Annotated in this window: 12 protein-coding genes; 3 read left to right on the forward strand and 9 right to left on the reverse strand. The window is 71.7% G+C overall.

The genetic code is table 11. The annotated features are described in order from the left end of the window. Window positions 1-4: 4 nt before the first annotated feature. Window positions 5-667, reverse strand: coding sequence for a TetR/AcrR family transcriptional regulator (locus ABZ833_RS16485; RefSeq protein ID WP_361046780.1), 663 nt, complete (start codon window positions 665-667; stop codon window positions 5-7). Window positions 668-736: 69 nt separating this feature from the next. Between ABZ833_RS16485 and ABZ833_RS16490 the strand changes: the two genes are divergently transcribed. From ABZ833_RS16490 to ABZ833_RS16500, 3 genes are all read left to right on the forward strand, one after another. Next, window positions 737-1,207 carry an SCP2 sterol-binding domain-containing protein gene (locus ABZ833_RS16490; protein ID WP_361046782.1) on the forward strand — a complete coding sequence of 157 codons (471 nt, stop codon included), beginning with the start codon at window positions 737-739 and terminating at the stop codon, window positions 1,205-1,207. Between the two features lie 43 nt (window positions 1,208-1,250). Then, window positions 1,251-2,474 (forward strand): acyl-CoA dehydrogenase family protein, encoded by a 1,224-nt coding sequence (locus tag ABZ833_RS16495; RefSeq protein ID WP_361046784.1) that lies wholly within the window; start codon window positions 1,251-1,253, stop codon window positions 2,472-2,474. 121 nt (window positions 2,475-2,595) lie between these two features. Beyond that, window positions 2,596-4,329: a hypothetical protein gene (locus ABZ833_RS16500; RefSeq protein WP_361046786.1), complete on the forward strand. Its 1,734-nt coding sequence runs from the start codon at window positions 2,596-2,598 to the stop codon at window positions 4,327-4,329. On the opposite strand, the gene ABZ833_RS16505 is transcribed toward ABZ833_RS16500, so the two are convergent. From ABZ833_RS16505 to iolB, 8 genes are all read right to left on the reverse strand, one after another. Next, on the reverse strand, window positions 4,316-6,019 hold the full coding sequence (locus ABZ833_RS16505; RefSeq protein ID WP_361046788.1) for a von Willebrand factor type A domain-containing protein: 1,704 nt from the start codon (window positions 6,017-6,019) through the stop codon (window positions 4,316-4,318). The genes ABZ833_RS16500 and ABZ833_RS16505 overlap by 14 nt on opposite strands. 94 nt (window positions 6,020-6,113) lie before the next feature. Continuing rightward, the gene (locus ABZ833_RS16510; protein ID WP_361046790.1) at window positions 6,114-6,590 is read right to left on the reverse strand and encodes a pentapeptide repeat-containing protein; all 477 of its coding nucleotides are present in this window, start codon (window positions 6,588-6,590) and stop codon (window positions 6,114-6,116) included. Beyond that, window positions 6,539-7,210, reverse strand: a complete 672-nt coding sequence (locus ABZ833_RS16515) for a hypothetical protein (protein ID WP_361046792.1) — start codon at window positions 7,208-7,210, stop codon at window positions 6,539-6,541. The genes ABZ833_RS16510 and ABZ833_RS16515 overlap by 52 nt, the downstream gene beginning before the upstream one ends. A gap of 148 nt (window positions 7,211-7,358) precedes the next feature. Beyond that, entirely contained in the window at window positions 7,359-8,234 is an 876-nt protein-coding gene (locus ABZ833_RS16520; RefSeq protein WP_361046795.1) for an ABC transporter permease, read from the reverse strand. Further along, a complete protein-coding gene (locus ABZ833_RS16525) occupies window positions 8,231-10,885 on the reverse strand; it encodes an alpha/beta fold hydrolase (RefSeq protein ID WP_361046797.1) in 2,655 nt (884 codons plus the stop codon). Before ABZ833_RS16525 ends, ABZ833_RS16520 begins: the two co-directional genes overlap by 4 nt. 137 nt (window positions 10,886-11,022) lie before the next feature. Continuing rightward, window positions 11,023-12,525 (reverse strand): CoA-acylating methylmalonate-semialdehyde dehydrogenase, encoded by a 1,503-nt coding sequence (gene mmsA, locus ABZ833_RS16530; RefSeq protein ID WP_361046800.1) that lies wholly within the window; start codon window positions 12,523-12,525, stop codon window positions 11,023-11,025. A gap of 17 nt (window positions 12,526-12,542) precedes the next feature. Continuing rightward, window positions 12,543-14,417, reverse strand: a complete 1,875-nt coding sequence (gene iolD, locus ABZ833_RS16535) for a 3D-(3,5/4)-trihydroxycyclohexane-1,2-dione acylhydrolase (decyclizing) (protein WP_361046803.1) — start codon at window positions 14,415-14,417, stop codon at window positions 12,543-12,545. Next, window positions 14,414-15,229 carry a 5-deoxy-glucuronate isomerase gene (gene iolB, locus ABZ833_RS16540; protein ID WP_361046807.1) on the reverse strand — a complete coding sequence of 272 codons (816 nt, stop codon included), beginning with the start codon at window positions 15,227-15,229 and terminating at the stop codon, window positions 14,414-14,416. The genes iolD and iolB overlap by 4 nt, the downstream gene beginning before the upstream one ends. Between the last annotated feature and the right edge of the window lie 7 nt (window positions 15,230-15,236).

Genomic DNA, 15,236 nt, shown 5'->3' on the forward strand with positions numbered 1-15,236 from the left:
GCACTCACTCGGGCGACGGCACCCAGACCTCCCCCTCAAGGACCCGCCCCATCCCCACCCACACCATGTTCATCAGCCGCAGCGTGACCCCCTCCGGCGACTGACCCGGATGGCCGCCCATCCAGTCCGTGAGCGAGTCCGCGGCCCCGACCAGCGCGTGCGCGACGAAGTCGGCGTCCTCGTCGTCCAGTTGGGTGCCGCCCTCGCTCTCCGCGATGCCGTCCCAGACCAGGCCGGCGACCTGCGCCATCACCGCGCGCCGCGCGTCGGCGACGGCGGACGCGATCGCCTCGCTCAGCTCCGACGCCTGGCGGTGCAGGACGATCCAGCTGTCGCGGTGCTCGGCGACGAAGGCGAAGAACGCCGAGAGGCCCGCGTGCAGGCGCAGTTCGGGCGCACCGCCTCCGGCCTGCGCGGCGCCCTGGAAGGCGGCGACCAGGCGGTCGGCCTCGCGCCGCAGGCAGGCGAGGAAGAGCCCCTCCTTGGAGTCCAGGTAGAGATAGACCATCGGCTTGGAGATCCCGGCGAGTTCGGCGATCTCGTCCACGGACGCGGCGTGGTAGCCGCGCTTGGCGAAGACCGTCACCGCCACATCGATGATCTGCTGCTCGCGCTCCTGGCGCGGAACGCGCCGACGCCGTCCCTCAGTTCTCCCGTTGACCGTCACCCTTGCAGCCTCCCAGACTCGGGGCTACCTTACCCCTTAGTAAGTTTACTGTTGAGTAAGGAGATTGCCATGGCGGACGGTGTCGGCGGTGCGGAAGGTGTGGCCGGTCTGGACTTCGCGAGCGTCACTCCCGAGGAGTTCGCGAAGATCGTGAAGGGTCTGTCCGGCAAGGAGATCACCGAGATCGCCCAGGACGGCGAGCTGCGCGCCCGCGTCCTGGGAGAGGTGTTCGGCCGCATGGGCCGCCAGTTCAAGCCTGAGTCCGCGGGCACGGTCAAGGCCCTGATCCGCTGGAAGATCACGGGTGTCGACGAGGCGGTCTACGAGACGGACATCCAGGAGGGCACCTGCGCCGTCCGCGAGGGCCGCTCGGACGCCGAGCCGCGCGTCACGCTCGTCATGGCCGACGCCGAGTTCCTCAAGCTGGTCTCCGGCAACGCGAGCCCCGTGACGATGTTCATGATGCGCAAGATCAAGATCGTGGGCGACGTGGCGTTCGCCGCCGGTCTCACCCGCTACTTCGACATCCCGAAGGCCTGACCCGGCACGACCCGGCCCACCGACTCCAGGAAGGGAACACACCATGGCCTTCTCGCTCGAACTGACCGAGGAACAGCGGGACCTGCGCGGCTGGGTGCACGGCTTCGCCGCCGACGTGGTGCGGCCTGCGGCCGCCGAGTGGGACGAGCGCGAGGAGACTCCCTGGCCCGTCATCCAGGAGGCCGCGAAGATCGGCCTGTACGGATTCGAGTCCCTGGCCGACCTGTTCGGCGACCCGACAGGACTCTCGCTCCAGATCGCCAACGAAGAGCTGTTCTGGGGCGACGCGGGCATCGGGATGGCCCTGTTCGGTACGTCGCTCGCGGTGGCCGGGATCTTCTCGGCGGGCACGCCCGACCAGCTCGCCGAGTGGGTGCCGCAGTGCTTCGGCGACGAGGACGAGCCCAAGGTCGCGGCGTTCTGCGTCTCCGAGCCCGACGCGGGCTCGGACGTGTCGGCGATGCGGACGCGCGCGACGTACGACGAGGCGCGCGACGAATGGACCCTGTCCGGCCAGAAGGCGTGGATCACGAACGGCGGCATCGCCGACGTCCATGTGGTGGTCGCGTCCGTCGACCCGGCCCTCGGCTCGCGGGGGCAGGCGGCGTTCATCGTGCCGCCCGGCATGCGGGGCCTCGAAGGGGCCAAGAAGATAAGGAAGTTGGGGCTGCGGGCCTCGCACACCGCGGATGTGTTCCTGGACGACGTACGCGTGCCGGGGCACTGCCTGCTCGGCGGCAAGGAGCGGCTCGACGCCCGGCTCGCGCGGGCCCGCGAGGGGACGAAGGCCGGTTCCGGGGGCCGCGGACAGGCGGCGATGGCGACCTTCGAGGTGAGCAGGCCGACCGTGGGGGCGCAGGCCCTCGGCATCGCGCGGGCCGCGTACGAGTACGCGCTCGACTACGCGGGCTCCCGGGTCGCCTTCGGCCGCCCCATCATCGAGAACCAGTCCATCGCCTTCGCGCTGGCCGATCTGCGGACCGAGATCGAGGCGGTGCGACTCCTGATCTGGCAGGCGTCGTGGATGGCGCGGAACGACAAGGCGTTCGACGCGGGGCAGGGCTCGATGTCGAAGCTGCGGGCCGGAGAGCTGGCCGTTTCGGCGACCGAGAAGGCGGTGCAGGTGCTCGGGGGCGCCGGGTACAGCAGGGAGCATCCGGTGGAGCGGATGTACCGGGACGCGAAGATCTACACGATCTTCGAGGGGACGAGTGAGATCCAGCGGCTTGTGATCGCCAGGGCGATCTCGGGGCGGCAGATCCGCTAGGGGCATCGCCGCGCCGGAGCTCCGCGTACCGTCGATCACCGGCTTCGCCGAGTTCGTCCTCAAACGCCGGACGGGCTGAGAATCCCTCAAGCCCGTACTGACCGGCACCGATGAAAAGATCATGACGTCGACGCAACTCTCCCTCCGCGAGCCCGACGCCGTCCTCGGGCTGCTCAACAGCCGACGCAGCGCCGGACGAAGCCTTCGGCGCGGCGTCCTCTGTCTGCTCCCGGCCCTCGCCATCGCCGTCGCCGGGTTCCACCGCCGCTGGATGTCCGACGACGGGCACATCTACGTCCGCACGGTCCGGCAGATCCTGGCCGGCAACGGCCCCGTCTTCAACGCGGGCGAGCGCGCCGAGTCGTCCACCGGCACCCTCTGGCAGTGGCTGCTCGTGCTCGCGGGGCTGCCGGGCCTCGACATCGCGAGGGCGGCGATGTACGGCGGGCTGCTGCTCACCGCCGCCGGGTTCGCCCTCGCCTCGCTCGGGGCGCTGCGGCTGTACGCGGACAGGGCCGCCCTGCCCCTCGGCTGTCTCGTGCTGCTCGCGCTGCCGCCCGTCTGGGACTTCGCCACCTCCGGCCTGGAGACCGGCCTCGCCACGTGCTGGATCGCGGGGGCCTGGCTGCTGCTCGTGACGCGGGCGCCCTCGCCCGCCACGTGTGTGGTCATCGGGCTCGGCCCTCTCGTCCGGCCCGACCTGGCGCTCGTGTCCGCCGTCTTCCTCGGCGCCCAGTGGCTGATGGTGCGGCCCTCGCGGCGGGCCGCTCTCGGCGGGCTCGGAGCCGCCCTCGCGCTGCCGGTCGCGTACGAGATCTTCCGGGTCGGGTACTACGGGCAGCTGATGCCGCTGCCCGGTGTGACCAAGGAGGCCTCGCAGAGCCTGTGGGGGCGCGGCTTCGACTATCTCGGGGACTTCTCCGGGCCCTATTTCCTCTGGGTGCCCGCGCTGTTCCTGCTCACGGCCCTGCTGCCGTCGGCGGCGGGGCGGCGCGCCGCCGCTCCCCTGGTCCCGGCGCTCGCGCCCGTCGTCGCAGGGCTCCTCTGTTGGGTCTACGTCATCAAGGTGGGCGGCGACTTCATGCACGGCCGGATGTTCCTGCCGGGTCTCCTTCTCATGCTCCTGCCGGTCTTCCTGGTGCCGCTCACGCGCGCGTGGGCCATCGCGGCGGTGGGCGTCGGGATCTGGGCCGTGGCCTGCGCGAGCTTGCTGCGGATTCCCTACGAGGGGCGGATCGGGCCCGGCGGCGTCGCGGACGAGCGCGGGGTGTACGTCCAGCAGAACGCGGCCCCCCACCCCCTCCACCACGACTTCGCGGGCTACCCGAGCAACGTCACCTACGCACGTCTCGTACGCGAAGCCGACCGCGCGGGCACACCGAGCCTGTTCCTCGGGAGGACCCCGGCCGGCGCCAACTCCCCCACCGTCACCGGCGTCTACAGCACCCTCGGCTTCAGCGGCACGGTGGTCCCCCTGGACGGAGCCGCCCTGGACCCGATCGGCCTCGCCTACCCGCTGGCCGCCCACTCCGAGCGCATCGCCGACGGCCGTGTGGGCCACGACAAGCGGCTCCCGGACACCTGGATCTTCGCCGACCGGGGCCACGGCCCTCTCCCCGATGGCCTCGACCCGGCGGGCGTCGCCGCCGCACGCCGGGCACTCGGCTGCGGGCCGCTCGCCGAGCTGCGGGCGGCGACGCGGGATCCGATGACGCCGGGCAGGTTCCTGCGCAATGTCACCGGGGCGTGGGAGCGGACGTCGTTCCGCTTCCCGAACGATCCGGTGCGGGCCGAGCGGGAGCTGTGCGGCGCCCGGCAGCCGAACCGGCAGCCGAAGGCGCTCAGCCCGTCCTGATCTCGCCCTCGTCCTCTCCCCCGCCTCCGCCGTCCCCGTATCCGCCGGTCAGGCGGTCCGCCTGCCGGACGGCGGTCGCGAGGTCGCGCAGGGACTTGTCCTCGTCCGACGACAACTCCTCGGCGCTCCTTGCCAGATCGGCCAGCGAGGGTGCGCCGGGGAGGGGCTGCCAGGCGGTGGATCCCGTGGACCCGTCGGACCCGGTGGAGGTGGACATCGGCCCGGGGGCGTTGGTCGTCGTGCCCGTGCCCGTGCCGGGCCGCACCGCCGGGTCGCCGGGCTCGCTCTGCGCGTAGGTCCCCTGCCGCAGCGCGTCCGCGAAGTACGCGGCGACCGCCGCGGTCCGCAGCCCGCGGCCCGCGTCCCACAGGCCGCCGTCCAGGTCACCCGACTCGATCTCGTTCGACTCCTCGTGCGGGTCGCGGCTGTCGGGGTCGAGCCAGCGGACGTTGGCGGTCGCCACGTGCCCGCTGGTGCCGGGCCTCATCCGCACGGCATACAGCGCGGTCACGGTGTGTCCCGGCCCGACCTCGCCGCCGTCCACGCTGTCGTCGCGGAAGTCGTCGTCGGCGACCTCGCGGTTCTCGTACCCGATGAGCCGGAACTGCTTGACGGTCTGCGGGTCGAAGGCGACCTGCGCCTTGGCGTCGCGGGCGCGCAGCTCGATGTTGGCGGGGAGCTGCTCGCAGAAGACCTTCCTGGCCTCCTCGCTGTCCGACACATAGGTGGTGTGGCCATCGCCCTTGTCGGCGAGGCGCTCCATCAGCGCGTCCCCGTAGTCGCTGCCGACGCCCACCCCGAAGAGCGTGATGCCGTGTTCGCGGCGGGCGTCGGAGATGCGCTCCAGGATGCCGTCGGCGCTGGTCTCGCCGGTGTTGGCGAGGGCGTCGGAGAGAAGCACGACGCGGTTGGTCGAACCGTCGCGGCGGCCGCTCACCGCCGTGTCGTACCCCGTGCGGATGCCCGCCTCAAGGTTGGTGGACTGGGTCGGCTCCATGGCGTCGATGGCCGAGTGCACCTTGCCGCGGTGGTCACCGAGGCGGGTCATGGGCAGCACCTTCTCCGCGCTGTCGCTGAAGGTGACGAGCGCGATGGAGTCGTCGTCGCGCAGCTTGTCGGTCATGATCCCGAGCGACTCCTTGACCAGGTCGAGGCGGCCGGGCTCCGCCATCGAACCGGAGACGTCGATCACGAAGGTTAGGGCGGCGGGCGGGCGTTCGCCGTCGGAGGCGTCCGCGCGGGTCGCGAGCCCCACCCGCATCAGGGACCAGCCGCGCTCGTCGGTGCGGGCACCGTCCACGTTCACCGAGAAGCCGTCGCCCTCGGGGCGCGGGTAGTCCTGGCGGAAGCTGTTGACGAACTCTTCGGGCCGTACGGTCGCCGGGTCCGGCAGCCTGCCCTCCGCCAGGGTGCGGCGGGCGAAGCCGTAGGAGGCGGTGTCCACGTCCAGGGCGAAGGTGGAGAGGTAGTCCGCGGGCGGCGCGAAGTCACGCTCCTTGCCGTCCTGTTGACTGCCCTCCCGCTGCCCGTCGGGGGCGGGCGGCGCGGGCATCGGCGCGGTGCCGCGCCGCTCCTTGCCGCTGCCGTCGACGGCCCGGTCCGTGTTCCCGCCACTGCTGCATCCGGTGAGCAACAGCCCGCCCGCCATGACCACGGCCAGCAACCCCTGCCGTATCTTCCGGGTCCCCATGTGTGTCCCCCTCGGCTCGTCGGCTTTCCTGACTGTGACGCGCGAGGTGGCCCGATCGCTCGCTCGGGGACGTTGCGGATGAGTCTCGATGCGGCTACGGCGAAACGCCGCGCGCACTCCCGCTGGGCGGGTCCTGCGGGAAGAGGCTCAGGGGTCGCAGCGGCGGCGCATCGTGCGCGGGCAGCACTCCCGCGGCTGCCGGGTCGAATCCGCGGGGCCAGACCGTCGTGTCGTCGGCCACGGCTCCGGTGAGCGTGGCCTCGGCCAGGTTGGTGTCCGTCAGAACGGCACCGCGCAGATCGGCCAACTCAAATCGCGCGCCCTCGACGAACGCCGCCGTCAGGTCGGCGTTGCTGAGGTCCGTCGCGCGCAGGTCGGCGCCGTCGAGCCGGGCGTAGCACAGCAGTACGGACCGCAGGGAGGCCTGCCGCATGTCGGCGTCCATGAGTACGGCTCTGACCAGCCACGTCCCGGACAGGTCGACCCGCTTCAGATTGGCGCCCCGTAGGTGCACGTTCGTCAGATCGGCATAGTGCAGGTCCGCGTCCTCGAGATTCGCGAAATCGAGCATCGTGCGCCGTAGGTCCACTCGCTGAAGACGCAGTTCAAGACCTTTGGGTCGCGGCGCGCGTCCGAGCACGGTGACCGCCGCGTGCACGTCCGGGAGCGTATGACCAGCAGAGTTTCTCCCGCGTGTGCCAGGGCGACTTCTTGGCTGTGCGCGATGGCGCGGGGGGACGGACGGGCGTCGAGCGTCAGGGCGAGCGCGTTGCGCTGCGCGAAGAGGCAGAGCACCTCGACGACGGCGCCGCGGTCGTCCCGGGAGTCGACAGCGATTCGCTCCAGCGCGAAGATCGCGCCGATGCGCACGCCCACGCTCGAATGGCCCAACTGCTCGACCGCGGCAGTGAATCGGCCGGTGAGCTGCCCATGGCGGCTCACCTGCAGCTGCCGCCAGGTGAAGAACGCGCCCACCAGCAGGGCCAGCCCGGCCAGCCCTTGAAGCAGCGTGGCCCGTATGTCGTTGATCGCCTTCGCCCGGTCCGGGACACGAGCTCCGGAAGTGTCCCAGTCCAGCAGATGGCGCGGCGCCACGACGACGATCAGCACGACGAGCGTCACGCTCACGAGGGCCACGCCGGCGCCCAGCAGCCACGACCGGTCCGAGTCGTGCTCGGCGGGGCTGGGCACCTCCCGCACCCGATGTCCGGGCAGGACCTGGGGCCTTCTCCTCGTACCCGCCATCCCATGAGGTTGCGTCACCGCCATACGCCTCAAACCCCGCAGCCGCGGAACGGACGCCGCAGCAGGAACCCCGGCCGGTGCCGCGCCAAGAACCTCAGCTGACGACGTCCTTGCGCGCGAACCCCCTGAACGCCAACGCGAACAGCACGAGCGCGTACGTCACCGAGACCGCCGAGCCCTGGATCATTCCGCCCCACTCCATCCTCGGCTGGATCGCGTCCGCCCAGGCGAACTGCCAGTGCGCCGGCAGGAAGTCGCGCCAGCTGCCCAGTGCCGTCACCGCGTCCAGGACGTTGCCGACGATGGTCAGGCCCACCGCGCCGCCCACCGCTCCCAGCGGCGCGTCCGTCTTGGTCGAGAGCCAGAACGCGAGCGCCGCCGTGACCAGTTGGGAGACGAAGATGTACGCCACGACGATCACCAGGCGCTGCGCCGCCGTCCCCGCGGGCAGGGCGCCGCCGGTCGGGATCTGCAGCGGGCCCCAGCCGTACGCCACTGTCCCGACCGCCAGGGCGATCAGCGGGAGCAGCACCATGGCCGCCGCGCTGAGGCCGAGCGCCACGGCCAGCTTCGACCACAGGAGGCGGGCCCGCGGGACGGGAGCCGCCAGGAGATAGCGCAGGGACGACCAGCTCGCCTCCGATGCGACCGTGTCCCCGCAGAACAGTGCGACGGGGATGACCAGGAGGAAGCCCGCCGACACGAACAGGCACGTCGCCGCGAAGTTGCCGCCGGACGCCGTGGCCGTGTCCATCAGTGTCACCCGGCCGCTGCGGCTCTCCGGAGACCCGGCGATGGTGAACGCGAGGACGAGGACGAAGGGCAGCAGGCCCATCACCCCGGCCATCACAAGGGTCCGGCGCCGCTTCAGCTGGCGGACGGCCTCGACGCGCAGCGGCAGCGTGCGGCCGGGGCGGTATCCGGGGGCCGTGGCGCGTTCCGTGCCCGGCTCCGTGGCTGTGGCGCTCATGCGGTGCCTCCGTCGATCAGGGTCAGGAACGCGTCCTCGAGGCGGCGGTGCGGGCCCATGGACTCCACGGGCAGCTCCAGGCGCACCAGTTCGGGAAGGAGCCGTGCGGCGCTCGCGCCGTCCGTGCCGTCGAGGCGCACCAGGAGGCCGCCGTCCGCGCGGACCGCCGACGCGACGCCGGGCAGCGCGGCCACCTTGTCGACCATGGGGTCGGCGATGTCGTCCGCGAGACCCACCAGGAGCGTGTCGCCGGAGCCGACGATCTCGGCGACCGGGCCCGCCTGGATCAGCCGGCCGCGGTCCATGACCACCAGGTGCGTGCAGGACTGCTCGACCTCGGCGAGGAGATGGCTGGAGACGATGACCGTGCGGCCGCCCTCGGCGTACCGGATCATCACCTCGCGCATCTCGCGGATCTGTGGCGGGTCCAGGCCGTTCGTCGGTTCGTCGAGGATCAGCAGGTCCGGCATGCCGAGCATCGCCTGGGCGATCGCGAGCCGCTGCCGCATGCCCTGCGAGTACGTCCGCACCGCGCGGGCCAGCGCGTCGCCGAGCCCGGCGATCTCCAACGCCTCGTCCATGCGGGCGTCTTCGGCGGGGCGGCCGGTGGCCTTCCAGTACAGCTCCAGGTTCTCGCGGCCTGAGAGGTGCGGCAGGAAGCCCGCGCCCTCGACGAACGCGCCGACCCGGGAGAGGACCGGGGCGCCGGGCCTGATCGCCTGCCCGAAGACGCGGATCTCGCCCTCGTCGGGGCGGATGAGGCCCATGAGCATGCGCAGGGTCGTCGTCTTGCCCGCGCCGTTCGGGCCCAGGAGACCGAGCACCTGCCCCTTCTCGACGCTGAAGGAGACGTCACGCACCGCGTAACGGTCCACGGACTTGGCGTACCGCTTGCTCAAGTCCGTGATCGTCAGCGGCACTTCCGCGAGCTCCGGGTCCGGCGCGGGCGCCGCCGTCCGCCGCCGCGCGGTGAGCAGGAGGAGCGCCGCGATCACCGCTCCGGACGCCGGGAGCCACCACACCCAGGCGGGCAGCGGCGTCGCCGCCGTCTTCACGCCGGGCGCCGTGGGGACCGAAAGGTCGCTCTTCACGGACACGGCGTACGTGGCGGGCTGCGTCGGAGAGGCGTATCCCAGGTCCGTCGAGGCGAGGACGAGGCGAAGGCGGTGGCCCTTCTGCAGGTCGTGGTCGACGGCGGGCAGGGTGAGCTCGACGTCCTTGCCCTCCTTCGCGCCCTCCACCCGGATCGGCGAGACGAGCTGCGAGGGCAGCACCTTCTGACCGCCGCCGGGCCCCACGTCGTACACCTTCCCGAAGAGCACGGCGTCCTCGCTGCTGGACTTGACGTGCACCCGCACCTTCGGTGATCCGGTGATCCGCAGGTCGTCCTTGAGCGGCGCCGACTGGAACGCGGCGTGCTGGCCGGGGAAGTCGAGGGAGACGCCGACGCCCAGCGAGGAGAGCTGGCCCAGTCCGCCGCCGCCCGCGCCCGGGAGCGCGGAGATGGCGGGCGGCGCGGCGCCCGCGGGGTTCTCGACGCGCTGCGGCTCGCGCCCGCTGAGCGCGATGTCCCGCTGCCCGCTCTCCAGGCCGGGGTACGTGTCGCCGCTCGCGCCCCGCAGCTGCGCCGCGCCGTCGGTGGAGTCGATGCCTCCGGTGCGCGTGACGCGGAAGGCGGGGCCGGTGTCCGCGCTCTTGTCGTCCTTCAGATAGCGGTCGAACCACGACCCGACGCGGGCGTTGACCCGCCCGACCTCGCGGTCGCCGCCGTCGTGGCCGCCCGAGATCCAGTCGACGGAGACCGGTGCGTGGTTCTTCCGGATCGCCTTGGCCGTGGCGTCGGCCTGGCCGAGCGGGAAGAGGGAGTCGGTCTGGCCCTGCATGAGCAGGGCGGGCACCTTGATGCGGTCGCCGACGGCCTCGGGGCTGCGCTCGGCGAGGAGCTTGCGGGCCTCGGCGTCCGGCTTGCCGTTCACCGCGACGCGGTTGTACATCTCACAGAGCCGCTTCTCGAACCGCTCGCAGCCGCCGCCGGTGTTGATGAACAGGCCGGCCCAGAGCTTCTTGAACACGCCGTTCGGGAAGAGGGCGTCGCTGAGGTTCCAGTACGTGATCTGGGTGGCGACGGAGTCCACGCGCTTGTCGTACCCGGCGGTGAGGAGGGAGACCGCCCCGCCGTACGAGGCGCCGGTCATGCCGACGCGGGGGTCGCCCTTCTTGTCCAGCTGGACCTCGGGGCGGGTCGCCAGCCAGTCGATCAGGTGCGTGGCGTCGTTGACCTCGCCCTTCGGGTCGTTGAGCCCGATCTTGCCGGTGGACTTGCCGAAGCCGCGGGCGGACCAGGTCAGGACCGCGTACCCCTTCTCGGCCAGGCCCTCGGCCTGGGCGGTCAGGTCGTCCTTGCTGCCGCCGAAGCCGTGGCCGATGAGGACGGCGGGGCGCTTCGCCGTCGGGTCGCCCGCGGTGAAGTACGAAGTGTCGATCTTCGCGCCGCCCGCGCCCGGCATCCGCATCATGCGGTCCGAGCGGTGCACGGCGGGCCCGTCGTCCGAGGCCACCGCCGTCCAGGTGCCCGCGCCCGCGAGCAGCGCGACGGCGGCCACCGCGGCGAGCAGTCTGCGCTTGGGCAGCTTGGGCAGTCGTAGATCCATGCGTCAACCGTACGGGCGAGGGCCGACAACCGAGGCAGCCGGTGGGTTGAACCCGGTTGTCTACCTGGGGAGTAGGCGAGAGGGCCCGCATACCGCCGTCGCGGTACACGGGCCCTCTGTGTGCCCTCTGTGTGCCCTCAGTGATTGCGCGGGAACCCGAGGTCCACACCCTCGGGGGCGTCCGACGGGTCGGGCCAGCGGGTGGTGACCACCTTGCCCCGGGTGTAGAAGTGCGTCCCGTCATTTCCGTAGATGTGGTGATCCCCGAAGAGCGAGTCCTTCCAGCCACCGAAGGAGTGGTAGCCGACCGGCACCGGGATCGGGACGTTCACGCCGACCATGCCCGCCTCGATCTCCAGCTGGAAGCGCCGCGCGGCGCCGCCGTCACGCGTGAAGATCGCGGTGCCGTTGCCGAAGGGGGAGGCGTTCATCAGCGCCACGCCCTCCTCGTAGGTGTCGACCCGCAGCACGCAAAGGACGGGGCCGAAGATCTCGTCCTTGTACGCGTTCGCCGTCACCGGTACGCGGTCCAGGAGCGAGAGGCCGATCCAGTGGCCGTCCTCGAAGCCCTCGACCGTGTGGCCGGTGCCGTCCAGGACGACCTCGCAGCCCTCGGCCGCGGCGCCGGTGACGTACGAGGCGACCTTGTCGCGGTGCGCCGCCGTGATGAGCGGGCCCATCTCCGACGTGGGGTCGTTGCCGGGGCCGATCTTGATCTTCTCGGCCCGCTCCTTGATCTTCGCGACGAGCTCGTCGCCGATCGAGCCGACCGCGACCACGGCCGAGATCGCCATGCAGCGCTCGCCCGCCGAGCCGTACGCCGCCGACACGGCCGCGTCCGCCGCCGCGTCGAGGTCCGCGTCCGGCAGGACCAGCATGTGGTTCTTGGCGCCGCCGAGAGCCTGGACGCGCTTGCCGTTGGCGGTCGCGGTGGTGTGGATGTGGCGGGCGATCGGCGTGGAGCCGACGAAGGAGACGGCCGCCACATCCGGGTGCTCCAGGAGGCGGTCGACAGCGACCTTGTCGCCGTGCAGGACGTTGAAGACGCCGTCCGGGAGCCCGGCCTCGGAGAGCAGCTCCGCGATCTTCATCGCGGCCGAGGGGTCCTTCTCCGACGGCTTCAGGACGAAGGTGTTGCCGCACGCGATGGCCAGCGGGAACATCCACATCGGCACCATGGCCGGGAAGTTGAACGGCGTGATGCCCGCGACGACGCCAAGCGGCTGGCGGATCGACGAGACGTCCACGCGCGATGCCACCTCCGTCGACAGCTCGCCCTTGAGCTGGACCGTGATCCCGCAGGCGAGGTCCACGATCTCCAGACCGCGGGCGACCTCGCCGAGCGCGTCCGAGTGCACCTTGCCGTGCTCGGCGGTGATCAGCTCGGCGATCGCGTCACGGTTGGCGTCGAGAAGCGCGCGGAAGGCGAAGAGGACCGAGGTGCGCTTGGCCAGGGACGACTTGCCCCACGTGGCGTACGCCTCGCGCGCGGAGGCGACGGCGGCGTCCACCTCGTCCACGTTCGCGAAGGCGACCTGCGTGGTGACGGCGCCGGTCGCCGGGTCGGTCACCGGACCGTACGCACCTGACGCACCCTCGACGGTCTTCCCACCGATCCAGTGATTGACGGTCTTCGTCATGACAAGCATCCCTACTCTCACAGGTGGCGGCGTCGGGCTGAGACGTGCCGGTCGTACTCTTTCCTGGCCTTGATCGCCGACGGTCGGTCCGCGGTCTCGGCCACGGGCACATCCCACCACGCCTGCGCCGGGGGCGGGGGCGACACTGTGTCTGCCGTTTCCGTCTCCACGTAGACACATGTGGGGCGGTCGGCCGCCCGCGCTTCGGCGAGGGCATCGCGCAGGTCAACGACTGTTTTGGCGCGGATCACGTGCATCCCGAGCGAGGCCGCGTTGGCCGCGAGATCGACGGGCAGCGGGGCGCCCGTGTACGTCCCGTCCGGCTCCCGGAAGCGGTAGGCGGTGCCGAACCGCTCGCCGCCCACGGACTCGGAGAGCCCGCCGATGGACGCGTACCCGTGGTTCTGCAGGATCACGACCTTGATCGGGACGTTCTCCTGGACCGCCGTGACGATCTCGGTGGGCATCATCAGATACGTCCCGTCGCCCACCAGCGCCCAGACGGGGCGGTCCGGTGCCGCCAGCGCGACGCCGATCGACGCGGGGATCTCGTATCCCATGCAGGAGTAGCCGTACTCGACGTGGTACTGCCGGGGCGAGCGCGCCCTCCACAGCTTGTGGAGATCTCCGGGGAGCGACCCGGCCGCGTTGATGACCACGTCCTCGTCGGTGACCAACTCATCCAGGAGGCCCAGGACTTGGAGCTGCGTGGGGCGCACGTCGGGCTCGTCGGCCGCGTACGCCGCGTCGACGCGCTGCTCCCAGCGCACCTTGTCCTCGGTGTACTCGGCGACGTACGCGGGCGGCACGCGCCACCCCTCCAGGGCGCCGGTCAGGGCTTCGAGGCCCGCGCGCGCGTCCGCGACCAGGGGCGCACCCGCCATCTTGTGGCCGTCGAACGCGGTGACGTTGAGGTTCAGGAAGCGGACGTCCGGCGCCGTGAAGAGCGTGCCGGACGCGGTGGTGAAGTCGCTGTAGCGGGTGCCGACGCCGATCACCAGGTCGGCGGTGCAGGCGAGTTCGTCGGCGGTGGCCGTGCCGGTGTGCCCGATGCCGCCGACGTCCGCCGGGTGGTCGAACCGCAGGGACCCCTTGCCCGCCTGGGTGGAGGCGACGGGGATCCCGGTCGCGTCCGCGAACTCCCGCAGCGCGTCCTCGGCCGCGCTGTGGTGGACTCCGCCGCCCGCGACGATCAGCGGGCGCCGCGCCTCGCGCACGGCCGTCGCGGCGGCGGCCAGTTCGCGCGGATCGGGCGCCTGACGGCGTACGCCCCACACCCTCTCCGCGAAGAACTCCTCCGGCCAGTCGAAGGCTTCCGCCTGCACGTCCTGCGGCAGCGCGAGCGTGACGGCGCCGGTGTCCGCCGGGTCGGTGAGCACGCGCATCGCGGCGAGCGCGGCCGGGATCAGGGCCTCGGGCCGGGTGATCCGGTCGAAGTACTTCGACACCGGGCGCAGACAGTCGTTGACCGACACGTCGCCCGCGTACGGGACTTCGAGCTGCTGGAGCACCGGGTCGGCGGGGCGGGTCGCGAAGGTGTCGCCCGGCAGCAGGAGCACCGGGAGGTGGTTGATCGTCGCGAGCGCGGCGCCGGTGACGAGGTTGGTCGCGCCGGGGCCGATGGAGGTGGTGACGGCGTGCGTGGACAGGCGGCCCGACTGGCGGGCGTACCCGACGGCGGCGTGCACCATGGCCTGTTCGTTGCGGCCCTGGTGGAAGGGCATGGCGTCGCCGTACTCGACGAGTGCCTGGCCGATGCCCGCCACGTTCCCGTGCCCGAAGATGCCCCAGGTGGCGCCGATGAGCCGCTGCCGCTGCCCGTCGCGCTCGGTGAACTGCCGGGACAGGAAGCGGACGAGGGCCTGTGCGGTGGTCAGCCTGATCGAGGTCATCGGTATCCCTCCGTGTGATCGGGATGGAAGCAGATCTTCCACTCCCGCTCGTCGCCGGGTCCTGCCATCACGTTCAGGTAGTACATGCTGTGCCCCGGCTGGGCGATCGACGGGCCGTGCCAGCCGTCGGGCACGAGCACGGCGTCGCCCGTCCGGACCTCGGCGAGGACGTCGGTGCCGCCGGGGCGCGACGGGAAGACCCGCTGGTAGCCGAAGCCCTCCTGCCCTCCGTCGCCGGTCTCGATCTCGAAGTAGTAGATCTCCTCGAGCTCGGCCTCGACGCCCGGACGGTGCTCGTCGTGCTTGTGCGGCGGGTACGAGGACCAGTTGCCGCCGGGCGTGATCACCTCGACCGCGATGAGGCGGTCGCAGTCGAAGGCGTCGGCGGACGCGAAGTTGCGGACCTCGCGGGCACAGGTGCCGCTGCCGCGGTGCTCGACGGAAACCTCCGGCGCGGAGCCGTAGCGGGCGGGGAGTCGACGCTCGCACTTCGCTCCTGCCAGGGCGAAGCGGCCTCCCGCGCCGGAGGCGATCTGGATGTGGGCGTCACGGGGCACGTAGGCGAAGTCGCTCACTCCGCTGAACACGCTGTCCCGGCCCAGCAGTTCGATGATCTCGTCTTCCGCGTGCACCGTACAGCCGCCGGTCAGCGGGAGCACGATCCATTCACTCTCCCCGGTGGCGAAGGAGTGCGTGGCGCCCGGTTCGATGTCGACCACGCGCAGCGCGGAATAGACCAGACCGGACCGCTTGGGGTCGAGTTCGAGAGCGTACGGCCCCTCGGCCGCGCTGCCCTTCGGTACGTACGTCATGGGGCCC

This window comes from Streptomyces sp. NPDC047525 (genome assembly GCF_040643025.1).
Lineage (GTDB): Bacteria > Actinomycetota > Actinomycetes > Streptomycetales > Streptomycetaceae > Streptomyces > Streptomyces durmitorensis.

Excerpts from the sequence above, each read along its gene's own strand:
- ABZ833_RS16510 (WP_361046790.1), bottom strand. The coding sequence starts at position 6,590 with ATGCTCGATTTCGCGAATCTCGAGGACGCGGACCTGCACTATGCCGAT.
- ABZ833_RS16500 (WP_361046786.1), top strand. The coding sequence starts at position 2,596 with ATGACGTCGACGCAACTCTCCCTCCGCGAGCCCGACGCCGTCCTCGGG.
- ABZ833_RS16505 (WP_361046788.1), bottom strand. The coding sequence starts at position 6,019 with ATGGGGACCCGGAAGATACGGCAGGGGTTGCTGGCCGTGGTCATGGCG.
- ABZ833_RS16525 (WP_361046797.1), bottom strand. The coding sequence starts at position 10,885 with ATGGATCTACGACTGCCCAAGCTGCCCAAGCGCAGACTGCTCGCCGCG.
- ABZ833_RS16495 (WP_361046784.1), top strand. The coding sequence starts at position 1,251 with ATGGCCTTCTCGCTCGAACTGACCGAGGAACAGCGGGACCTGCGCGGC.
- ABZ833_RS16520 (WP_361046795.1), bottom strand. The coding sequence starts at position 8,234 with ATGAGCGCCACAGCCACGGAGCCGGGCACGGAACGCGCCACGGCCCCC.
- iolD (WP_361046803.1), bottom strand. The coding sequence starts at position 14,417 with ATGACCTCGATCAGGCTGACCACCGCACAGGCCCTCGTCCGCTTCCTG.
- iolB (WP_361046807.1), bottom strand. The coding sequence starts at position 15,229 with ATGACGTACGTACCGAAGGGCAGCGCGGCCGAGGGGCCGTACGCTCTC.
- mmsA (WP_361046800.1), bottom strand. The coding sequence starts at position 12,525 with ATGACGAAGACCGTCAATCACTGGATCGGTGGGAAGACCGTCGAGGGT.
- ABZ833_RS16490 (WP_361046782.1), top strand. The coding sequence starts at position 737 with ATGGCGGACGGTGTCGGCGGTGCGGAAGGTGTGGCCGGTCTGGACTTC.